This window comes from Variovorax sp. V93, assembly GCF_041154485.1.
Lineage (GTDB): Bacteria > Pseudomonadota > Gammaproteobacteria > Burkholderiales > Burkholderiaceae_C > Variovorax > Variovorax beijingensis_A.
Window position 1 is genome coordinate 594,958 of record NZ_AP028670.1, and the last position, 19,864, is coordinate 614,821.

At 69.5% G+C, this 19,864-nt stretch carries 22 protein-coding genes; 11 read left to right on the forward strand and 11 right to left on the reverse strand.

What is annotated here, in order from left to right; translation table 11 throughout:
• Positions 1-9 precede the first annotated feature (9 nt).
• Positions 10-705 (reverse strand): orotidine-5'-phosphate decarboxylase, encoded by a 696-nt coding sequence (pyrF, locus tag ACAM54_RS28815; protein ID WP_369651482.1) that lies wholly within the window; start codon positions 703-705, stop codon positions 10-12.
• 109 nt (positions 706-814) lie between these two features.
• Between pyrF and ACAM54_RS28820 the strand changes: the two genes are divergently transcribed.
• Entirely contained in the window at positions 815-1,255 is a 441-nt protein-coding gene (locus ACAM54_RS28820; protein WP_369651481.1) for an NUDIX hydrolase, read from the forward strand.
• Positions 1,256-1,282: 27 nt separating this feature from the next.
• Here ACAM54_RS28820 and ACAM54_RS28825 read toward each other — a convergent pair whose 3' ends face one another.
• Complete coding sequence (locus tag ACAM54_RS28825; protein WP_369651480.1) at positions 1,283-1,822, reverse strand: cupin domain-containing protein; 540 nt, start codon at positions 1,820-1,822, stop codon at positions 1,283-1,285.
• Positions 1,819-2,562 carry an NAD-dependent epimerase/dehydratase family protein gene (locus ACAM54_RS28830; protein WP_369651479.1) on the reverse strand — a complete coding sequence of 248 codons (744 nt, stop codon included), beginning with the start codon at positions 2,560-2,562 and terminating at the stop codon, positions 1,819-1,821. Before ACAM54_RS28830 ends, ACAM54_RS28825 begins: the two co-directional genes overlap by 4 nt.
• 87 nt (positions 2,563-2,649) lie before the next feature.
• On the opposite strand from ACAM54_RS28830, the gene ACAM54_RS28835 reads away from it, so the two are divergent.
• Positions 2,650-4,095 carry a PLP-dependent aminotransferase family protein gene (locus ACAM54_RS28835; protein WP_369651478.1) on the forward strand — a complete coding sequence of 482 codons (1,446 nt, stop codon included), beginning with the start codon at positions 2,650-2,652 and terminating at the stop codon, positions 4,093-4,095.
• A 63-nt stretch (positions 4,096-4,158) separates the two neighbouring features.
• The gene (locus ACAM54_RS28840; protein ID WP_369651477.1) at positions 4,159-5,403 is read left to right on the forward strand and encodes a glycerophosphodiester phosphodiesterase; all 1,245 of its coding nucleotides are present in this window, start codon (positions 4,159-4,161) and stop codon (positions 5,401-5,403) included.
• 58 nt (positions 5,404-5,461) lie between these two features.
• Here ACAM54_RS28840 and ACAM54_RS28845 read toward each other — a convergent pair whose 3' ends face one another.
• From ACAM54_RS28845 to ACAM54_RS28870, 6 genes are all read right to left on the reverse strand, one after another.
• A complete protein-coding gene (locus ACAM54_RS28845) occupies positions 5,462-6,229 on the reverse strand; it encodes a hypothetical protein (RefSeq protein ID WP_369651476.1) in 768 nt (255 codons plus the stop codon).
• A 21-nt stretch (positions 6,230-6,250) separates the two neighbouring features.
• Positions 6,251-6,613, reverse strand: a complete 363-nt coding sequence (locus ACAM54_RS28850) for a hypothetical protein (protein WP_369651475.1) — start codon at positions 6,611-6,613, stop codon at positions 6,251-6,253.
• 27 nt (positions 6,614-6,640) lie between these two features.
• A complete protein-coding gene (locus ACAM54_RS28855) occupies positions 6,641-7,348 on the reverse strand; it encodes an MOSC domain-containing protein (RefSeq protein ID WP_369651474.1) in 708 nt (235 codons plus the stop codon).
• The gene (locus tag ACAM54_RS28860) at positions 7,345-8,037 is read right to left on the reverse strand and encodes a glutamine amidotransferase (protein WP_369651473.1); all 693 of its coding nucleotides are present in this window, start codon (positions 8,035-8,037) and stop codon (positions 7,345-7,347) included. Before ACAM54_RS28860 ends, ACAM54_RS28855 begins: the two co-directional genes overlap by 4 nt.
• Positions 8,038-8,041: 4 nt before the next feature.
• On the reverse strand, positions 8,042-8,611 hold the full coding sequence (locus ACAM54_RS28865) for a redoxin family protein (RefSeq protein ID WP_209502205.1): 570 nt from the start codon (positions 8,609-8,611) through the stop codon (positions 8,042-8,044).
• Positions 8,612-8,676: 65 nt separating this feature from the next.
• Complete coding sequence (locus ACAM54_RS28870) at positions 8,677-9,222, reverse strand: peroxidase-related enzyme (RefSeq protein ID WP_209502207.1); 546 nt, start codon at positions 9,220-9,222, stop codon at positions 8,677-8,679.
• A 108-nt stretch (positions 9,223-9,330) separates the two neighbouring features.
• On the opposite strand from ACAM54_RS28870, the gene ACAM54_RS28875 reads away from it, so the two are divergent.
• Complete coding sequence (locus ACAM54_RS28875; protein ID WP_369651472.1) at positions 9,331-10,182, forward strand: AraC family transcriptional regulator; 852 nt, start codon at positions 9,331-9,333, stop codon at positions 10,180-10,182.
• Between the two features lie 35 nt (positions 10,183-10,217).
• On the opposite strand, the gene ACAM54_RS28880 is transcribed toward ACAM54_RS28875, so the two are convergent.
• Positions 10,218-11,129 (reverse strand): LysR substrate-binding domain-containing protein, encoded by a 912-nt coding sequence (locus ACAM54_RS28880; protein WP_369651471.1) that lies wholly within the window; start codon positions 11,127-11,129, stop codon positions 10,218-10,220.
• A gap of 122 nt (positions 11,130-11,251) precedes the next feature.
• Here ACAM54_RS28880 and ACAM54_RS28885 point away from each other — a divergent pair, with 122 nt between their 5' ends.
• From ACAM54_RS28885 to ACAM54_RS28915, 7 genes are all read left to right on the forward strand, one after another.
• Positions 11,252-12,415: a CaiB/BaiF CoA transferase family protein gene (locus ACAM54_RS28885; protein WP_369651470.1), complete on the forward strand. Its 1,164-nt coding sequence runs from the start codon at positions 11,252-11,254 to the stop codon at positions 12,413-12,415.
• A gap of 49 nt (positions 12,416-12,464) precedes the next feature.
• Complete coding sequence (locus ACAM54_RS28890) at positions 12,465-13,382, forward strand: dioxygenase (RefSeq protein WP_369651469.1); 918 nt, start codon at positions 12,465-12,467, stop codon at positions 13,380-13,382.
• A gap of 12 nt (positions 13,383-13,394) precedes the next feature.
• Positions 13,395-14,201, forward strand: coding sequence for a citryl-CoA lyase (locus ACAM54_RS28895; protein ID WP_369651468.1), 807 nt, complete (start codon positions 13,395-13,397; stop codon positions 14,199-14,201).
• Positions 14,198-15,172, forward strand: coding sequence for a tripartite tricarboxylate transporter substrate binding protein (locus tag ACAM54_RS28900; protein ID WP_261380303.1), 975 nt, complete (start codon positions 14,198-14,200; stop codon positions 15,170-15,172). Before ACAM54_RS28895 ends, ACAM54_RS28900 begins: the two co-directional genes overlap by 4 nt.
• Before the next feature lie 53 nt (positions 15,173-15,225).
• Positions 15,226-16,212, forward strand: coding sequence for a tripartite tricarboxylate transporter substrate binding protein (locus ACAM54_RS28905; RefSeq protein WP_192326997.1), 987 nt, complete (start codon positions 15,226-15,228; stop codon positions 16,210-16,212).
• A gap of 51 nt (positions 16,213-16,263) precedes the next feature.
• A complete protein-coding gene (locus ACAM54_RS28910; protein ID WP_369651467.1) occupies positions 16,264-17,079 on the forward strand; it encodes an AadA family aminoglycoside 3''-O-nucleotidyltransferase in 816 nt (271 codons plus the stop codon).
• A gap of 63 nt (positions 17,080-17,142) precedes the next feature.
• Positions 17,143-18,003 (forward strand): NmrA family NAD(P)-binding protein, encoded by an 861-nt coding sequence (locus ACAM54_RS28915; protein ID WP_369651466.1) that lies wholly within the window; start codon positions 17,143-17,145, stop codon positions 18,001-18,003.
• 27 nt (positions 18,004-18,030) lie between these two features.
• Here ACAM54_RS28915 and ACAM54_RS28920 read toward each other — a convergent pair whose 3' ends face one another.
• Positions 18,031-19,827, reverse strand: coding sequence for an alkaline phosphatase (locus ACAM54_RS28920; protein ID WP_369651465.1), 1,797 nt, complete (start codon positions 19,825-19,827; stop codon positions 18,031-18,033).
• Positions 19,828-19,864: the final 37 nt, after the last annotated feature.

The following is a 19,864-nucleotide window of genomic DNA, read 5'->3' on the forward strand; positions in this document are numbered from 1 at the left end:
GCGCCCCGTTCAGCGCACCGCCGACAGCTCCGCGCGCATCGCGGCGAGGGCATCCGCAGGATTCGAAGCGCGTGATATCGGACGGCCGATGACCACGTGCGTCGCGCCGGCGCCGACGGCCTGCGCCACCGTGGTGAAGCGTGCATGGTCGCTCTTCGAGTCGCCGGCCAGCTGTATGCCGGGCGTGACGATCAGCATGCCCGGCGGCAGGGTCTCGCGAAGCAGCCGCGCCTCCAGCGGGGAGGCGACGACGCCGTGGCATCCCGAGGCCGCGGCAAGCCGTGCAAGGCGCAGCACCTGCCCGGCCACCGTCGAGCCGACGCCCACTTCGTGCAGGGCTTCGTCGTCCATGCTGGTGATGACCGTGAGCGCGAGTACCTTCAGGTGGGGAAAGCGGCGCGCGGCCTCGACCGCGGACCGAAGCACCGCCGAACCGCCCGAGGCATGGACCGTCACCATCGAGGCGCCGATCTGCCCCGCTGCGGTGACGGCCGCGGCGACCGAACTCGGAATCTCCAGCAGCTTGAGGTCCAGAAAAACATGCTTGCCGCCCTCCACGAGCTCGCGGACGATCGAAGGCCCGGCCGCTGTCAGCAACTGCAGGCCGACCTTGTAGAACGTCGCTTCGGCGCCCAGTTGCCGCACGAGGCCCGTGGCCGATGCAGCGGCGGCGAAGTCGAGCGACACGATAATGCGGCTGTCCAAGCGCTTACCTCGTCTGGAAGATCGGTCCAGCATAAGCGATCGTGCCGCTGTCCGCGCGGGCGCGGCGGAGATGGCGCGGCCGCCTCCGCCTGGCGACAATCGTTCGACCATGAAAACCATCTCCTACGGCGTGCTTATCGTCAACGAGCAAGGCCAGCTTCTCATGGCGCACGCGACGGGCCAGAAGCACTGGGACATCCCCAAGGGCGGCGGGGAAGCCGGCGAGTCCGCGCGCGAAGCAGCCATCCGCGAAGTCCGGGAAGAGACGGGCATCGAGCTGGCCGCGGAGTCGATGGAAGAGCTCGGGCGCATGCCGTACCGTCCCGGCAAGGACCTGCACCTGTTCCGCGCCTTCGTGCACACGCGCGACTGCGACATTGCGGCCTGCAAGTGCACGAGCTTCTTTCCTCACCACGCTTCAGGCGTGATGACGCCCGAGGTGGACCAGTTCAAATGGGTGGACACCGCAGACGTACCGGCGCTGGCCGCAAAGTCGATGACGGCGGTGCTTCGGACGCTGCCCGGCTTCGGAACGACGAGGGACATCTGACGCCGTCTGCACCTCGATGCGCCCCGCTCAATCGGCATCGGGCGGCAGCACCAGCGGGCCGCAGTTCTCGTCGGCAACGAACACTGCCAGCAGCTTTGCGGGGCGCACCGGATCGGGGTTCTCCGCAAAGAGATGCAGCGTGCGCGGCGGCTCGAAGAAGGTCTCGCCGCTCCTGTAGGTGCCCACCGGAGCGCCGCCGAGCTGCGAGCGGATGGTGCCTTCCAGAATGATCGCGGTCACCGAGCCGGGATGCCGATGGGCCGGCGAATAGGCCAGCGGCGGAAAGTCGACGAGCACGGTGGTCACCGACTTGCCGGGCACGTTCGGCAGCGCCTCGCACGAGAGCACCTTGACCGAGGTCGCGGGCCTCGCATCGGCACCCGAACCCGCGGGCGCCGGGGCCGACGAGAACATGGGCCGCGCCACGCTGCTGCACACATCGGCGAACCATTGCGCCGCCTCCTGCCGGTTGCCGTGCGGCATCAGCGCCCAGCCGGCGGCCAGCACCAGGGAGAGCGCCGCAATGCCTGCGCCGAGCGGGCCGCGATGAAGCCTGGCCGCATTCACGATGCAACCCTCTGGCGCAGCCGCAGCGACGCACTCCAGCCCAGCTCCCGCCTGGCCTTCTCGCTGCTGACTTCGGGGTTGTCCTCGGCAATGTTGAAGACACCGCCCTGCGCATGCCGCAGCGCCAGCACCGCCGCCCAGGCCGCGGCCTCCACATGGACCGGGCACGCGCCCCTGGGCCCGGCGCTCGACGTGCCGGGACCGTAGAACTGCCCGTAGCGCAGCACCGTGCCCGTGGGGCCCGCCGTGCCCAGCACGCTGCGCTCCAGCGCCGCCACGCCGGCCACGCTGACGCCGCGCGTGCCTTCGGCCGCGAGATCGAGCGGATCTTCCTCGACGTGCGGGGTCGCGCCGGGCGCATAGAGCCAGGCGATGCTCTGCGCCACCAGCCGGCGGCTGCCTGCGGCCAGCGCGGCGGCCACGAGGTTGCGCGTGCCCTCGGTGCGCACGCGCGCATTGCGATGGGCCGCATCGGCCATCAGCCTGGGATCGAGATCCGGCGGCAGGTCGGTGAGCTGGTGGATCACGCTCGCTGGTGCTATGCGCCTCAGCGCCGCGCGCAGCGCTGGCGCGTCGAACACGTCGACGACAACGGGCACCGCGCCGCGCGCCTCCAGCGCATGCGCGCGCTCGGCGCGCCGCGTGCTGCCGTACACGGCGTAGCCCGCGTCGACCAACAAGGGCACGAGGGCGCTGCCGATGGCCCCGGCCGCACCTGCCACGAATATCCTCTCGCTCATCGCATGTCCTCCTTCCATTGGATGTTCGGAGCTTAGGTTCTCGATGCCCCATTCCAAAGAGCCAAGATTCGTCAAAATGAATGGGCCATGATGCAAGAGAAGAAAGCTCCCGCCGCCCTCCTCGCGATCGACCGCGCAGCGTCCACGCCGCTGCACCGGCAGGTCTACGAGCGCTTCCGCACGGCCATCGAGCAGGGCCTGCTGCGCCCAGGCGACCGCGTGGCCTCGGCGCGCAGCCTGGCCAGCGAACTGGGCGTGGCGCGCGGCACCGTCGAGGCGGCCTACAACCAGCTCGCGGGCGAAGGCTATTTTTTGCCGCGGGGCCAGGCGGGCACGGTGGTCTCGCCTTCGCTGCCCTCCCCGCGCTCGGCGCGCCGCACGTCCCGGCAGGCCGAGGCACGGGCCGTGGAGCAGGACCTGGCCGAACCCGCGCCGCCACCGCCCCTGCAACTGGGCATTCCCGCGCTCGATGCCTTCCCGCGCAAGCTCTGGGCGCGCCTGGTGTCGCGCCGTGCCAGGGCAACGGCCGCGGCCGACATGTTCTATGGCGATCCCGCGGGCCATCCGTCGCTGCGCACCGCGATTGCCGCCTACCTGCGGGTGTCGCGCGGCGTCGCGTGCCATCCGTCGCAGGTCTTCGTGACCGGCGGCTACCGCGCATCGCTCGCGCTCATCTCGCACGCGCTGCTGGCCAACGGCGACCGCGTGTGGGTGGAAGACCCGGGCTATCCGCCGACGCAGGAGGTGCTGCGCAGTGCCGGCCAGCGCACGGTGCCGGTGCCGGTGGACGCGGAGGGCCTGATCGTTGCGCGCGGCATGCGCAAGGCAGCGGAGGCGAAGATGGCCGTCGTCACGCCCTCGCACCAGGCGCCGCTCGGCGTCTCGATGTCGCTCGCACGCCGGCTGCAGTTGCTCGACTGGGCCTCGCAGGCAAAGGCCTGGATCGTCGAGGACGACTACGACGGCGAATACCGCTACACCGGCCCACCGCTGCCCGCGCTCAAGAGCCTCGACCGCCACGACCGGGTGCTCTACGCCGGCAGCTTCTCGAAAGTGCTGTACCCCGGCTTGGCGCTGGGCTACGTGGTGGTGCCCGATGCGTTGCGCGGCGCCTTCGGCGAGGCCGCGCGGACAGGGTCCAACGGATGTCCGCAGCTCACGCAGGCGGTGGTGGCCGACTTCATCCGCGAAGGCCACTTCTCGCGCCACCTCAAGAAGATGCGGCTGCTCTACGCGCGCCGCCGCCAGATGCTCGCGGCCGCACTGCTGAAGGTCTTCGGCGAGGACGTGCGCATCGACCTGCAGGGCGGCGGCATGCACCTGATCGCGCGCTTCGACCGGCGGCGAGACAGCGATGAGACGCTGGCCCGCCGGGCGCAGCGTGCCGGCCTGAACTGCCAGCCGCTGTCCGTGCGGGGCACGGCAAGCTTCCGCGACGCAGGGCTGCTGATCGGCTTCACCAACATCGGCTCCGCGATACGCGCGCAACAGCTTGCAACGATGTTGCGGACCGCCCTGGACCGGAAGCCATGAGAATTCACCGGCCTGTCATGCAGGCCGCCTAAGGTCCGTCCGCACACCAGCGAGGAGACATCCATGCACGCCCTGAAAAAGATCTGCAATGCGTTCTTCGGCCTGGGCCTGCTGCTCGCCGCCGCGGGCCCGGCCACCGCGCACGAGGAGAACGCAAGGCGCCGCGCCGACAATGCGCCGCTCGTGATCGGCCATCGCGGCGGCGCCAACGGCTACCTGCCCGAGCACACGCTGGAGGCCTACGCGCTCGGCATCTCGCTGGGCGCCGACTACATCGAGCCCGACCTGGTCGCCACCAAGGACGGCCACCTGATCGCACGGCACGAGCCCAACCTGATCGACACCACCAACGTCAAGGACCTGCCGCAGTTTGCCAACCGCCGGCGCACGGTCATGCTCGATGGTGTCGCGACCGACGGCTTCTTCGCCAGCGATTTCACGCTGGCCGAGATCAAGCAGCTGCGCGCCGTGCAGTCCTTCGCGGAGCGCGACCAGTCGTTCAATGGCAAGTTCCAGATCCCGACGCTGGCCGAGGTGATCGACCTGGCCAAGCGCAAGTCCCGCGAAGAGGGGCGGCGCATCGGGATCTATCCCGAAACCAAGCATCCCACCTACCACCAGAGCATCGGCCTGCCCCTGGAGGACAGGCTGCTGAACGTGCTGAGCGCGGCCGGCTGGAACCAGCGCAACGCCCCTGTCTTCATCCAGTCCTTCGAGACCGCCAACCTTCGCTATCTGCGCAGCAAGACGAGCGTGCGCCTGATCCAGCTGGTGGACGCCAACGACGTCAAGCCCGACGGCACGCTGGACCTCAGCAAGCCTTACGACAAACCCTACGATTGGGTGGTGTCGAACCGCGACGGCCTCTTCAGCGATCTGCTGACGCCGCGCGGCCTGCAGGAAGTGAAGGGCTATGCGGACGGCATCGGCCCGTGGAAGCCGTACCTGATTTCGAGCGCGTGCAAGTCCGTGCAGGCCGGGGCGTGCGCCGACGTGACCGGCGACGGCGTCATCGACGAGCGCGACCGCGTGCTGCTGCCCCCCACCAACGTGATTGCCAATGCGCACCGGCTGGGACTGCTGGTCCATCCGTACACCTTCCGCAGCGAACAGAAGCGCCTGACCGGCAGCTTCGGCGGCAACGCGGTCAATGAATACCTCGCGTTCTACGAAGCCGGCGTCGACGGGCTGTTCAGCGATTTCGCGGACACGGCGGTCGCGGCACGCGCGATGTTCCTGCTCAAGCACGATCCCGACTACGCCGCCTGCCTCGTCAATTCGCGCAGGTGCGAACGCAATAACGATTGATTGAGGTCCGCCGGGCGGAAGGTCTCAGCCGCATGCGCTTCAGCGAGCTGCGCTTGCTTCAGGTTCCTTCGCTGCCGTCCGGCCTTTTTTGCTGAAGGTCGATCCGCAGTCCTGCGGCCTTGCCGTCCTCGACATGGAGCGCGAAGCGCATCGCTGGGCCTTCGACAAGGATCTCGATCTCCAGTTTCGCCGTCGCCCGGTCGAAGGCCATCTGCGCACCCTTCCAGGCGGCCGCCGCATCGCGGGCCGTGAGTGAAGCCATCTCCACCTTAAGGCCACGGCTGACGGAATGGGAGTGCAGTCCGATCGCATGGCGCCCTTCCAGATGCATTTGCAGGCCCGGCACGGCAACCAGCCCCTCGCCAAGCCGCAGTTCGCCCGAGAGCGACGTGCGGCCGAGCAGCAGGCGCGCCTGCTGCGTCAGCCCATGGCCCGGGCCCCTGCGGCCCTGGCGCAGCACCGATTCGGCAAAGGCCTGCAGCTGCAACTTGCCGCGCTCGGAGACCCAGGGGCCCAGCAAGGCCCCGCGGTGCTCGAACACCACGCCCGCGAGCGGCGCCGCGGCGAACTGGTACAGATAGCTGCGCCCGTTGGGCGCGTGGACGTAAATGCCCATCCGGCTCACGCCCATGCGCGAGTCGGGCCCGACATGCTCGACCGTCGCATCGTTGAAGTCGACCTGCCCGCGCAGAATGGGCACCGTGACGTCGGCATCGAACAGCAGGTGCGCGTCGGTGATCCGGCCGCGGATGGTGCCTTCGGCCTCGCCCAGGGGTGCAAGATGCCACGCATCGGCGGCCGCATGGCCGCCTGCGCCGCCGGGCACTGCAGCCGCTGCGTCCGCGGCCTAGCTCGCCTCGCGGAGCTTCTGGATCTGCGGCGGCAGCACCAGCGGGCCATGCAGCTTCAATCCCGAGCACTCGGCCTTGTCCGCCTGGACGGCAACCAGGCGCGGCACGCCGGCCTCGGTGCGCAGCCGGGCCACCAGCTCATGGACGTCGATGCGGCCGATTTCAAGGACGAAGGGATCCGACGCAAGCCGCAACGCCATCGCTTCGAACCGCCGGACCCGGAGTTCGACGGCGCCGTCCGGCAGGGATTGCCACGTCACGCCCTCGAGCGCGCAGCGATTGGGCCCGGCATCGCCGGAGGCGCCGAGCTCCGATCCAAGTGCGAGTTCGATGAGGGAGGCCGCGAGCGAGACGGTCATGCCGTGCTTCTACCAGACCTCGCGGAATCATGCGCCGTCCGGCGGCAACCGCAGACGCGGCTCCCAGTCTTCGACATGCCCCGAGGCCGCGCGCGTTCGGAAGGTCTGGCGCCAGCGTTCGGCGAGCGGCGGCAATTCGGCGGCGCGCTCCCATTCGGGCGCCGCGTGCGCATCCCGCGTGAACAGCAACGCAATGAGACGCGACAAGGGCCAGTCCGGGTGCGGTCGCTCCACCAGCACGGCCTGCGCGCCGGCCCGCACCCACCCGGGTTCGAGCGTGCGGTAGTACCAGCCCGTGCGGCCGCGCGCCTGCATCTCGCGCGCCATGCCGCGCTCGCCGAAGCGCAGGTCGAGTTTCCAGCAGGGCTGCCGGCCCTGCGACACCTGCACCAGCGCCTCGCCGAGGCGCACCACGTCGCCGATGCACACCTTCGATTCGTCCCAGCCAAGGGAGGAGATGTTCTCGCCGAACGCGCCCGGACTTGCAAGCAGGTCGGCGCGGCGGCTCCAGGAAGCCCAGCCCGCATAGTGCTCGCGAGGGTAGTGATGCACCGCCTTCTCGACACCGCCGTGGATGCGCAGGTCGGCTTGCGCATCGCCCTGCAGGCCCGTGGCCGACAGCCACAGTGCATGGTCCACGGGCAACTTGCGGATGCCGCTCGATGAGCACCCGTCGGGCAACAGCGCCACCTGGCCCACCAGCAGCGCATCGATCACGGTGGCGCCTGGCGTCATTCGAGCTGCCCCAGCCAGGCCGTCAACATCGCCGCGGCGGCTGTGCAAGGGCCGGCGCCCAATGCGGCGCTGCGGGCGCGCAGCGCGGGTATGTCGACACCGGCCTGGACGAGTTCGCAGGCATGTCCGATCAACCATGGTTCGATGCGCGACGGGTCCGCCTCCGGATGGAACTGGAGCGCCAGCGCATGGGACCCCAGGCTGAACGCCTGGTGCGGCGTGGAAGCGGTGCTCGCGAGCAGAACGCCGCCCGGCGGAACGTCGAAGGTGTCGCCATGCCAGTGGAGCACCGGGCTGCCTTCCAGCGGCGCAAGGCAGGAGGCCTTGCCGGCCTCGTTCAATTCGACCGGCGCCCACCCGATCTCCTTGCGCGCGGCGGGATACACGCGCGCACCGAGCGCGCTGGCCATCAGCTGTGCGCCCAGGCACAGCCCCAGGGTCGGGAGCCGCAGCGCCAGCCGCTCGCGCAGGCCCGCCAGTTCGTCTTCCAGCCATGGATAGGTTCGGGTGTCGTAGGCGGCCACGGGACCGCCGAGCACGACGACGAGCCCGGCGCCGCGCCATTCGTCGATGCCAAGCGGCGAGACGCCGGCCTGCCGGTACTCGATCTCGTAGCCGGCGTTCACGAGCACGTGCGCGAACGAGCCGAGGTCTTCGAAGGCGAGGTGCTGCAATGCGATGCACTTCATGGCGTCAGGCTCCATCGGCCGGGCAGCCCTCGCCGCGGCACCCGCCGTGCGCCGATGCAAGGCCATCCGCATCGCCCGAGGACCGCGTGATCAGCGTCGCGGGTGCCTCTTCGGCAGCCAGCTGGCCGATGGCCGCGCCGAGCGCCATGTCATCGAGCACGCCGAAGTGGCTCAGCCGGATGCGGCCTTGCCTGTCGATGAGGACGATGCTCGGCGTTCCCTGCAACTGGTACGCGCGCATCGTCGCGGGAATGCTGCCGCGAGAAGGCGCGTCGATGCCGATGGGAAACGTGAGGCGGTACTCCTGCACGAATGCGGCGAGCGCCGCGGCGGTCATCACGTCCTGGTGCTCGAACACGGTGTGCAGGCCGATCACGGCAACGTCCCTGGCATCGAAAAGCTGCCGCGTCTTCTTCGCCTGCGGAAGGCCGTGCGACACGCAGGCCGGGCAGAGCATCTGGAAGGCATGCAGCACCACCACGCGGCCGCGCAGCGACTCGAGCGTGAGGGCGCTGTCCGTGTTGAGCCATTGGGCAACCTGCAGCGCAGGCGCCGGGGGAAAGTTCTTCGGCATCTCGAATGCTCCAACGTGAAGGCAACCAGGGAGCAGCCGCGCCGCCCCCTGCACTATCGCTCCGGTCAGGCGGCCGTGCGCAGCTTGACCGACGGAAAATCGACCGGTACGTCGAAGGCCACGTTCACATAATTGGTGAACAGGTTCAACGCCACGTGCGCCACGATCTCGACGATCTGCGCGTCGTCGAAGCCGGCGCTGCGAAGTGCCTCGACATCGGCAGCGCCGACCTGGCCGCGCGCATCGACCAGCTTGAGCGCGAAGCGCAACGCGGCCGCCGTCCGCGGGTCGGAAGATTCGCCCGCCTGGGCCGCCGCCATGTCCGCGGCGGACACCCCGGCCTTGCGGCCGAGCGCCGTGTGCGCGGCCAGGCAATAGTGGCATGCGTTGCGGTCGGCCACCGCCACGGCGATCTGTTCGCCGAGCTGCGCCGCAATGGCGCCGCCGCCGAGCGCGCCGAACGATCCCCACATGCTCTGGAGCGCAGCCGGCGAATTGGCAACCGCGCGAAACATGTTGGGCGTGGCACCGAAGGTGCCATGGATGTTCGCCAGCAGGGCCTTGGCTTCGCCGGCGGCTGCGGCTTCGTTCACGAGTGGGACGCGAGACATGAAAGTCCTTTGAAGAAGTGGAGGAACGAAGCCAGTGTCTGCGCATGCACCGTATGATCGGGATCGTTTCATCCGAATAAGATACCTTTTCGTCCAGAATCGCCCCGCATGCCCCCGATCGACAGGCTTTCCTCTCTGCTCGAGCGCTTTCATGTGCGGGCCCACCTGTTCCATGCCGGCCCCTTGTGCGGCACCACCCGGTTCGCGGCCCGGGAAGGCCGCGGCTTCCTGCATGTGCTGCGGCGCGGCGAGATGGTGGTCACGCACTCGGCGCGCGCCGGCGTGCCGCGCAAGCTCGCCGTGCAGGCGCCGTGCCTTCTTTTCTATCCGCGGCCCCTGGCGCACAACTTCCACAACGCGCCGGCGGAGGGCTCGGACTTCGTCTGCGCGACGCTCGATTTCGACGGCGGCGAGGCGCATCCCCTTGCGCGCGCGCTGCCGCCCCTGGTCGTCCTTCCGCTCGATGCCGTGGAGGGCCTCGAACAGTCGCTGGCGCTGCTCTTCGCCGAGACCACCCGGGTGCTGTGCGGCCACCGCCTGCTGGCCGACCGGCTGTTCGAGGTCGTGCTGATCCAGCTTCTGCGCTGGCTGCTCGATCACCCGCAGGAGAGCGAGCTTCCCCCGGGCCTTCTGGCCGGACTCGGCGATGCGCAGCTGGCGCGCGTCCTGGTTGCCATGCACGAGCGTCCGGGCGACCCCTGGACGCTGGACCGCATGGCACGGGAGGCCGGCCTGTCCCGCAGTGCGTTCGCCCAGCGCTTCAAGGCCGTGGTGAACGCCACGCCCGCGGACTACCTTGCCGGCTGGCGCCTCACGATCGCACAGGCCGAGCTCAGGAAGGGCGCATCGGTCAAGACCATCGCGGGTGCGCTCGGCTACGCCAACGCCTCCGCGCTGTCGCGGCTCTTCACGCAGAAGATCGGCCTCTCGGCGCGCGAATGGCTGGCCAGCCGGCAGTGAGCTCGCCTGGACACGGCCCGTGAACTGCGCCGCTGCTAGCGCACGCGCGGGGCCGCGCCCTGCAGGCTGCTGCGCAGCGCCAGCTTGCGCACGATGGTGGAGAACGCGCGCGTGGCCGCCGCGTCGCGCGCCACCGGTGACCACAGCATGCCGGGCGTGCGCACGGGCGTGGGGCTTTCGAGCCGGATGACCACGAGCCCCGAGAGCGGGTTCACCACGTTCGCGGCCACGATGGACGCGAGCTGCGTCTTGGCGACCAGGTCCATCATCGGCGCGAGCGTGTTGATCTCCGCCACCACGTGCGGCTGCGCACCGCAGGAGCGGAAGCACTCGTCCAGCATCTGACGCGTCGCGAAGCTGGCCGGCAGCAGCACCATCGGCAGGCGGTGCAGTTCCACCATGCGCACGCGCTTGCGCCGCGCGAGCGGATGCTTCTTCGCCACCACCAGCACCATCTCCTCGTTGTAGAGCGGCTCGAACTGCAGCGGCCCGGGCGCGCTCGGCCGGTAGGCGATGCCCAGGTCCAGCGTGCCCTGCTGCAGGCGCGCGGCGATCTGGTCGGCCGACAGCTCCTCGACCACCACCTTCACGCGCGGGTGCCGCGCCTGGAAGCTCGCGATGCAGTCCGGAATGAAGCCGAGGTTGAAGGTGTGCGTCGAGCCCACGCGCAACTCGCCCGCCACGTCGGAGCTGTCCTGGCGCAGCGCGCCCAGCCCCAGGTCGATCTCGTGCAGCGCCTTGGTGCAGTAGTGCAGGAACTCGTCGCCGGCGTCGGTCAGGCTCACGCGCTTGCCGATGCGGTCGAACAGCGCAACGCCGATCTCCTCTTCGAGCTGCTTGATCTGGTGCGACAGCGTCGACTGCGTCACGTGCAGGCGCTCGGCCGCACGCGTGAAGTTCAGCGAGCCCGACAGGGCGATGAAGTAGCGCAGGTGCCGGAGTTCCATGGCGTTCCTCGGGAGCAATGATCGATGGCATCGATGCTAACGATGGAAAACAATCATTTCCGGGATTCGCGGATGCAACCTAAAGTTTCTCCGCCCCCACAACGACCACAGGAGACCTCCCGGTGCAAAAAGTCCTCAGCGGCATCAAGGTGCTGGAACAAGGCACATTCATCACCGGACCGGCCGCCGGCATGTTCCTCGCGGACCTGGGCGCCGAGGTGGTCAAGATCGAGCAGCCCGGCGCGGGCGATCCGTTCCGCGCCTTTCGCGGCGGCCTCTACAGCCCGCACTTCCAGACCTACAACCGCAACAAGCGCAGCGTCACGCTCAACCCCAAGCTGCCCGAGGACGCGGCCGTGTTCGACGAGCTGGTCAAGGACGCGGACGTCTACATCCAGAATTTCCGCCCCGGTGCGGCCGAGCGGCTGGGCGCCGGCGAGTCCCGGCTGCGGGCGCTCAATCCGCGCCTGGTCTATTGCGCCATCAGCGGCTTCGGGCAGACCGGCCCCGCGGCCGCGCGGCCCGCCTACGACACGGTGGCGCAGGCTGCGAGCGGCTTCCTCAAGCTGCTGGTGAACCCCGCCAACCCGCGCGTGGTCGGCCCCGCGCTCGCCGATGCCATGACGGGCTTCTACGCCGCCTACGGCGTGCTCGGCGCGCTGGTCGAACGGGGCCGCACCGGCCGCGGACGTGCGGTCGAGGTGTCGATGCTCGAAGCCATGTGCCACTTCAACCTCGACGCCTTCACGCATTTCTTTTCGGAGGACGAGGTCATGGGTCCGTTCAGCCGGCCGAGCGTCTCGCAGTCCTATGTGCTGGAGTGCGCGGACGGCCTGTGGATTGCGCTGCACATGTCCTCGCCCGAGAAGTTCTGGCAGGGCCTGGCCAACGCCATCGAGCGCCCCCGCCTGTTCGCGGACCCGCGCTTCGCGTCGCGCGAGGCGCGCATCGCGCACCAGGAAGACCTGATCGCGCTGCTCGGCGGCGTGTTCCGCCAGCAGACCCGCGCTGCGTGGTGCGCGCGGCTCGAGGCCGAGGACGTGCCGCACGCCCCCATGTACGACACGCGCGAGGCCATGGAAGACCCGCAGGCGCGGCATCTGCAGCTGGAGGTGAGCGCGCCGCACCCCGAGGGCGGCGAGTGGCACACCATCCGCTCGCCCGTGAGCTTCGACGGCGAGCGCGCGCTGGAAGTCACGGCACCCCCCATGCTCGGCGCCGACAACGCGGCCATCGTCGATCCGATCCGCCATCGCCTGGGGCAGCCTCCCAACGCCGCGCGCTGAGCCCGGCACAGCCTTCCGAAAACACAACGAGCCAGGAGACAAGACAACCATGACGCCATCGAACGAAAGCGAGCTGACGCAGACCGTGCTCAAGAGCCTGGAGGGAACGCGCGACGCGCGCTTCCTGCAGCTCATGCAGTCGCTGATCACGCACCTGCATGCCTTCATCCGCGACGTGAACCTGAAGCCCGACGAATGGATGCAGGGCATCGAATTCCTGACGGCCACGGGCCAGACCTGCACCGACAAGCGCCAGGAGTTCATCCTGCTGTCGGACACGCTGGGCGCCTCGATGATGGTCGTGATCCTGGACCAGCTGCGCGCCGCCGCCGGCAAGCGCGGCCGCGCCGTGAACGAAGCGACCGAAGCCACAGAGCTCACCGAGGCCACGCACGCCACCGTGCAGGGCCCCTTCTACTGGGAAGGCGCGCCCGACCTGCCGCTGGGCGCCGACGTGGCTCAGGGCGCCCGCGGCGAGCCGACCTTCTACAGCGGCCGCGTCACCGACACCCACGGCCAGCCGCTCGAAGGCGCGCTGCTCGACATCTGGTCGGGCGACGGCGAAGGCGTGTACGACATGCAGCTCGAGGGCGCCGCGATGCAGGCACGCGGGCGCATCCGCACCGATCACGAAGGCCGCTACTGGTTCTGGTCGATCCGCCCGAGCTTCTATCCGATTCCGGTCGACGGGCCCGTGGGCCGCATGCTGGAGGCCATGGGACGGCATCCGAACCGCCCCGGGCACATCCACATGATGGTCTCGGCGCCGGGCCATGTGCCCGTGACCACGCACCTGTTCGTGGCGGGCAGCCCGTACATCGAATCCGATGCCGTGTTCGGCGTGCGGCCGCGGCTCGTCGTGGACTTCGAATCCCACCCGTCGGGCCGCGCGCCGGACGGCCGGCCGATGGAGACGCCCTACTGGTCCGCGCACTACGACTTCCGCCTCGAACCCCGACACGCCTGAAAGACCACGCCCATGAAAATCGGAAAGTCCACCGTCCCGCGCACCGCCATCTGCACCTCGGATGAACACACCATCGTCGTGCGCGGCCAGGACCTGTGCCAGGAGCTGATCGGGCACCTGTCGTTCACCGACTATTTCTTCCTGCTGCTCACCGGGCGCCGCCCCGATGCCGCGTGCAGCGCCGTGCTCGACGCCACGCTGGTGGCGATTGCCGAGCACGGGCTCGTGCCGAGCGTGCAGGCCAGCCGCATGACCTTCGCGGCCGCGCCCGATGCGCTGCAGGGCGCAGTGGCGGCCGGCATCCTCGGCTGCGGCTCCGTCATCCTCGGCGCATCGGAAACGGCCGGGCGCCTGTTCATGGATGTGGCGGCGCGCGTGGATGCAGGCGCCACGCTGCAGCAGGCCGCCGCCGCGGCCATCGCCGAACTCAAGGCCGCGCGCGCGGCGATCCCTGGCTACGGCCATCCGCTGCACAAGGAACGCGATCCGCGCGTCGACCGGCTGATCGACGTGGCGACGCAGGCCGGTGCCGACCTGCGCTACGTGCGCATCGCGCAGGCGCTGGAAGAAGCGATCCCGGGCATCGTCGGCAAGGACTTGCACATGAACGTCTCCGCGGCAATTCCGGCGGTGCTGCTGGGTGTGGGCTTTCCGGTGGCGTCGCTGCGGGGCGTGCCGATCCTTGCGCGCACCGCGGGACTGATCGCCCACCTTGCGGAAGAGGCCGAGATGCCGAGCGGCTTTGCGCTCTCTTACCAGGCCACGCGCGAACTGCAGTACGAAGGCACGGTGCCCGCGGCCTTCGGGGAGGCGCGGTGACGAAGCGCCGTGCCATCCTGGCCGCGGCGGCTGTTGCCGCGGCGCTGCTTGCGCAGGGCAGCGGCAGCGCATGGGCGCAGGCGGGCGATGCGCGCCCCCTCAAGCTGGTCGTGCCCTTCGCGGCCGGCACCACGACCGACATCGTGGGACGCGTACTGGCCGAAGCGCTGGGCCGCCAGCTGTCGCAGGCGGTGATCGTCGACAACCGGCCCGGCGCGGGCGGTGCCATCGGCAGCGAGCTCGCGGCCCGCTCGGGGGCGGACGCACACACCGTGCTGCTGGGCACCGTGGGCACGCATGCCATCAATGCGACGCTCTACAAGCGCCTGTCCTACCAGCCGCAGCGCGACTTCGTGCCGCTGGGCTTCGTCGGCGCCACGCCCACGCTGCTGGTCGTGCCCGCCGCGGCGCCGTGGAAGACGGTGGCGGACCTGCGCCAGGCCAGCGGCAAGTCGGTGAGTTTCGCCTCGGCCGGCAACGGCACCTCGGGCCACCTCGCGGGCGAGCTGCTCAACCTGCGGCTCGGCAAGGACTTCGTGCACGTGCCCTACCGCGACGGCGCCCAGGCGCTCACCGAGGTGATGGCGGGGAACGTGCAATTCATGTTCTATCACCCGGCCGCCGTGCTGCCCCAGATCCGCGCCGGCAAGCTGCGCGCATTGGGCGCATCGAGCGCCCGGCGAAGCATGGCTGCGCCCGACGTGCCCACGCTGGCCGAGCAGGGCATTCCGGATTTCGACCTGGTCGCGTGGTTCATGTTGTATGCGCCGGCCGACATGCCCGCCGCGCAGCGCGACCGCCTGCGCGAAGCCACGCAGGCGGTGCTCGCCCAGCCTGCGGTGCGCGACAAGCTCGCGGCCCAGGGCATCGAGCCCCTGGCGATGAACACATCGGAAATGGCCGCCTTCGGCGCGGCCGAGATCGCGAAGTGGGGCGAGGCCGTGCGCCGCTCCGGCGCGCAGGTGGATTGAAGAAGACAGAACAACCCAACAAACGGGCCCCCATCGGCCCAAGGAGACAAGCCATGCGTTCGACAACAAACCTCGTCAAGAAGATGCTCGGCCTGGTGCTGGGCCTCGCCGGCATCCTGGCCACGGGCCATGCAGCTGCCCAGACTGCGGAATGGCCGAGCAAGCCGATCCGCATCGTGGTGGGCTTCGCGCCCGGCACGCCGCCCGACATCTTCGCGCGCATGTACGGCGACTATGCGAGCCGCAAGCTCGGCGTGCCGGTGCTCATCGACAACAAGCCCGGCACGGCCGGCAACCTGGCGTCGGACACCGTCGCCAAGGCACCGGCGGACGGCTACACCTTCCTCTACAACCTGTCGACGGCGTTCACGATCAACCCGTACATCTACAGCAAGCTGCCGTTCGATCCGGAGAAGGACCTGGTCCCCGTCGCCACCACGATGCGCCAGGGCCTCGTGCTGATCGCGAACACCAAGTTCCCGGCCAGGACCATCAAGGAGCTTGTGGCCGCGGCCAAGGAAAAGCCCGGCATCTACTCGCACGCCTCGTATGGCGCCGGCAGCCCGTCGCAGCTGATCGTCGAGTCCCTGAAAGACGAGGTGGGCATCACGATGCTGCATGTGCCGTACCGCGCGAGCCCCATCGCCGATCTCGTCGGCGGACAGGTCGACACGCTGATGGAGCCGATCGCCACGGGCTATCCGCTGATCAGCAGCGGCCGCGTGCAGGCGCTGGCCTACTCGGGCCCCACGCGCCACCCCGCTTTGCCGGACGTGCCCACGCTCTCGGAGGTGATGCCGGGCTTCTCGATGATGTCGTGGCACGGCATCTGGGCACCTGCGAACACGCCCGCCGCGGTGCTCAACCGGTTCAATGCGGTGTTCGTCGAAGCCAGCAAGGACCCGGACCTCGCCAAGCGCATCAAGGACCTCAACAGCGAGCCGCTGGGCGTCACGCGCGCCGAGATGAGCGCGATGGTGCGCCGCGATGCGGAGATCTACAGCCGCGTGGTGAAGGCGCGCAACATCCGCGTGGATTGATCCGCCGCGTTCATTGCCTGCCCGTTTCCGCGGCCCTTAACATCGGCCGCGATGGCCGCTTCACTGTCACTGCCCCCTGAAATCATCCCGCAGCTGTCGCAGGCGCGCACCGTGCTCGAGCGCCACCTGGCCGGCACGCTCCAGGCCATCCACCTGTTCGGCTCCGCCGTCGATGGAGGGCTCAAGCCGCACAGCGACATCGACCTGATGGTGACCGTGGGCGCCCCGCTGGCCGCATCGGTCCGGCAAGCACTGATGATGGACCTGCTGTCGGTCTCGGGCAGCCCCGGCGCCGGCGCAGCATGGCGTCCGCTCGAAGTCACGCTCGTCGTCCGGGGCGAGGTCGTGCCCTGGCGCTATCCGCCGCTGCGCGAACTGCAGTTCGGCGAATGGCTGCGCGAGGAACTGCAGGCCGGCATCGTGGAGCCCGCCATGCCCGACCATGACCTTGCGATCCTGCTCGGCAAGCTCAGGCAGCACAGCATCTGCCTGCTCGGCCCTCCCGCGGACGAACTGTTCGACGCGGTGCCGCGCGCCGATTTCACGCGCTCGCTGCTGGATACCGTGGCGCAGTGGAACGACGCGCCGGACTGGCAGGGCGACGAGCGCAATGTGGTGCTGGCGCTCGCGCGCATCTGGTTCAGTGCAAGCACCGGCGAGATCGCGCCCAAGGATGCCGCAGCCGCATGGGCGCTGAAGCGCCTGCCGGGCGAGCATCGGCCCGTGCTGGCGAGTGCGCATGCGGCTTACCTGGGCCGTGCGCCGGACAACTTGGCCGATCGTCCTACCCAGGTCGCGGCGTTCGTGCGCTACACCAAGGCACTGATCGTGGACATGGTCTGCGCAGGCCCTGCGCCCGCGCGGTGAGCCATTGCGCCGATCGCATCTCAACAGACTTTCCTCCAGGCACGACGAAAAGGAGAGACACGGATGTACGTCATCATGGGTGGCACAGGACACGTAGGCTCGGCGGTCGCGCAGGCACTGCTCGACCGCGGCGAACCAGTGACGATCGTCACGCGCGACGCGAAGCGCGCCGGCGCATGGCGCACAAAGGGCGCCGAGATCGCCGAGGCCAACGTCGAAGACGTGGCGTCGCTGCGTGCGGCGTTGCAGCGCGGTCGCCGCGCCTTCCTGCTCAATCCATCCGCGGACACGTCGGCGGACACCGACACCATCGAGCGGCGCACGGTCGCCAACATCCTGTCTGCGCTGGAGGGCTCGGGGCTGCAGAAGGTGGTGGCGGAATCGACCGGCGGCGCGCAGCCCGGCGAGCGCATCGGCGACCTGAGCGTGCTGTGGGAACTCGAAGAGGGCCTGCGCCGCCAATCCATTCCGGCAGCCATCAACCGTGCGGCCTACTACATGAGCAACTGGGACGGACTGCTCGACGCCGTGCGCAGCACGAGCAGGCTGCCCACGATGTACGACCCCGGCCTTGCCATTCCCATGGCCGCGCCGCACGACCTCGGCGAGATCGCGGCCCGCAGGCTGGTGTCCCCGCTCGACGACGTCGGCATCCGCTACGTGGAGGGCCCGCGGCGCTATACCTCGGCCGACGTGGCGAAGGCGTTCTCGCAAGCGCTCGGCCGGCCGGTGGAGCTCGACGTCACGCCGCGCGACCAGTGGAAGGCGGCGTACCGCGCCCTCGGCTTTTCAGAAGCGGCCGCAGACTCGTATGCGCGAATGGCCGCGGTGAGCGTCGACAGCGGCTTCGACATGCCAGCCGATGCCCTGCGCGGCTCGACGACGCTCGAGGCCTATATCCGCGGCCTGGTGGCGCGATCCTGACGGTGGCGCACCACCAACCACCCATGTTCAGGCAGCGAGCACCTGCAGGTTGCCCGCGCCCGGCAGCGCGCGCAGCGTGGCGGCGAGCCGCACCGAATAGTCGCGGCTGAACACCGTGCTGACCTCGATGTAGTCACAGCGCGCCTCGGCCGTCGTGAGCGTCAGCACGACATAGCCGCGCTTGCCGGTCTCGGCATAGCGCAGGTCGTCGACCATGCGCCGGAAGCCGTCGGCCAGCAGGTCGTTGGCGATCAGCGGCAGCGCCCGCTCGAAGCCCGGCGACGACACCGACGAGGTGCCGAACTCCACGCCGACCCGCTGCCCGGTGTTGTCGGTGAGGTTCCCGGCCCATGAATTGTGCGTGTCGCCGGCCAGCGAGATCAGGTTCTTGCCCTGGTTGCGCGCCATGGCCAGCACCGCGTCGCGCGCGGCCGGATAGCCGTCCCACGCGTCCAGGTTGTAGGGCACCTTCTGCTGCGTGACCAGGGCCCGCTGGCTGTCGCTGCGCGCGGCGTCCGGAAGCGCCAGCGCCGCCAGGTAGGCGGTCAATGTCTCGAGGCTGAAGTCGGTCGCGATGCTCAGGGGAATGGCCATGCGCATCATGAGCACCTGCTGGCCGAGCACCTGCCAGGTGCAGGGCGATGCAGACATGCGCTGCGACAGCCAGTCCACCTGCGGCTGGCCCATCAGCTGCCGCGTCGGCGCCGACGCTTCCCCGGCCAGGTACTGCTCGAGCGTGACCTGCTTGTCGCGGCCGATCAGCCGGGTGTCGAGCATGTGCATCGAAGCCAGCGTGCCGAAGTCGAAGGAGCGGTAGATCCGCAGCGGGTTGGCGGGGTCGAGCAGCCGCGTCGGCAGCCACTCGTGGTAGGCCTGCACGGCGGCCGCGCGCCGTGCGGCAAAGCTGCCCTCGGTCGCTTCGTCATGGTTCTCGGCGCCGCCGGACCACGCGTCGTCAGCCACGTCGTGGTCGTCCCACACCGCGATCATCGGCAGCCGCGCATTGAGGGCCCGCAGGTCCGCGTCGGTGCGGTACTGCGCATGGCGCAGGCGGTAGTCGGTGAGCGTCAGGATCTCGTGGTCGGGGTTCGACTCGCGGTCGATGGCGATGGCGAGCTGCGACGCATAGCCCACGCGGCCGTACTCGTAGATGTAGTCGCCCAGGTGCAGCACCACGTCGATGTCGGTGCGCCTGGCGATGTCGGCATACACGTTGAAGTAGCCGCTCGGGAAGTTGGAGCACGACACCACCGCCAGCCTCGCCTGCGATACCCCGCCCACCGGCAACGTGCGCGTGCGGCCGATCGGCGAGTGGTCGTTGCCCATGGAGAAGCGATAGAAATAGGTGCTGGCCGGCTGAAGCCCCGCGGCGTCCACCTTGACCGTGTAGTCGCGCTCGGGGCCGGTGCTCGCGGTGCCGCGCGCGACGATGATGCCGAAGCGCTCGTCGCTGGCCACCTCCCAGTCGACATTGAGCGTGCCCGGCGCAGGCGCCGTCACGCGGGTCCAGAGGATCACGCGGTCGGACAACGGATCGCCGCTCGCGATGCCGTGCTTGAACACCGAGTCCGAACCCTCGGGCGGGCTTCCGCCCCCACCTCCCCCGCCGCCGATGCCGCCGCCGAAGCCACCACCCCCTCCGCCACCGCCGCCGCCACAGGCGCTCAGGCCGATGCCGCTGCCCGAGAACATCGCGAACAGCACGGCGCTGCGCAGCAGCGAGCGCCGGGTGGCGCCGGTCAGGGCTTGCGGGGGATCGCTGTCCTCGTCATGGAAGGCATGGCTTGTCTCGCCGTTGTTCTTCTTCTCGTCGTGGGTGCGCATGGCTGTCTCCTGATCCGCCGACGGCAAGACGCACGGC

What these genes read in the sequence shown, in the direction of transcription:
- ACAM54_RS28895 (WP_369651468.1), top strand. Translation starts at nt 13,395, where the DNA reads ATGAAAATCGGAAAGTCCACCGTCCCGCGCACCGCCATCTGCACCTCG.
- ACAM54_RS28890 (WP_369651469.1), top strand. Translation starts at nt 12,465, where the DNA reads ATGACGCCATCGAACGAAAGCGAGCTGACGCAGACCGTGCTCAAGAGC.
- ACAM54_RS28855 (WP_369651474.1), bottom strand. Translation starts at nt 7,348, where the DNA reads ATGACGCCAGGCGCCACCGTGATCGATGCGCTGCTGGTGGGCCAGGTG.
- ACAM54_RS28865 (WP_209502205.1), bottom strand. Translation starts at nt 8,611, where the DNA reads ATGCCGAAGAACTTTCCCCCGGCGCCTGCGCTGCAGGTTGCCCAATGG.
- ACAM54_RS28920 (WP_369651465.1), bottom strand. Translation starts at nt 19,827, where the DNA reads ATGCGCACCCACGACGAGAAGAAGAACAACGGCGAGACAAGCCATGCC.
- ACAM54_RS28820 (WP_369651481.1), top strand. Translation starts at nt 815, where the DNA reads ATGAAAACCATCTCCTACGGCGTGCTTATCGTCAACGAGCAAGGCCAG.
- ACAM54_RS28910 (WP_369651467.1), top strand. Translation starts at nt 16,264, where the DNA reads ATGGCCGCTTCACTGTCACTGCCCCCTGAAATCATCCCGCAGCTGTCG.
- ACAM54_RS28835 (WP_369651478.1), top strand. Translation starts at nt 2,650, where the DNA reads ATGATGCAAGAGAAGAAAGCTCCCGCCGCCCTCCTCGCGATCGACCGC.
- ACAM54_RS28880 (WP_369651471.1), bottom strand. Translation starts at nt 11,129, where the DNA reads ATGGAACTCCGGCACCTGCGCTACTTCATCGCCCTGTCGGGCTCGCTG.
- ACAM54_RS28840 (WP_369651477.1), top strand. Translation starts at nt 4,159, where the DNA reads ATGCACGCCCTGAAAAAGATCTGCAATGCGTTCTTCGGCCTGGGCCTG.
- ACAM54_RS28850 (WP_369651475.1), bottom strand. Translation starts at nt 6,613, where the DNA reads ATGACCGTCTCGCTCGCGGCCTCCCTCATCGAACTCGCACTTGGATCG.
- ACAM54_RS28915 (WP_369651466.1), top strand. Translation starts at nt 17,143, where the DNA reads ATGTACGTCATCATGGGTGGCACAGGACACGTAGGCTCGGCGGTCGCG.
- ACAM54_RS28860 (WP_369651473.1), bottom strand. Translation starts at nt 8,037, where the DNA reads ATGAAGTGCATCGCATTGCAGCACCTCGCCTTCGAAGACCTCGGCTCG.
- ACAM54_RS28875 (WP_369651472.1), top strand. Translation starts at nt 9,331, where the DNA reads ATGCCCCCGATCGACAGGCTTTCCTCTCTGCTCGAGCGCTTTCATGTG.
- ACAM54_RS28830 (WP_369651479.1), bottom strand. Translation starts at nt 2,562, where the DNA reads ATGAGCGAGAGGATATTCGTGGCAGGTGCGGCCGGGGCCATCGGCAGC.
- ACAM54_RS28905 (WP_192326997.1), top strand. Translation starts at nt 15,226, where the DNA reads ATGCGTTCGACAACAAACCTCGTCAAGAAGATGCTCGGCCTGGTGCTG.
- ACAM54_RS28870 (WP_209502207.1), bottom strand. Translation starts at nt 9,222, where the DNA reads ATGTCTCGCGTCCCACTCGTGAACGAAGCCGCAGCCGCCGGCGAAGCC.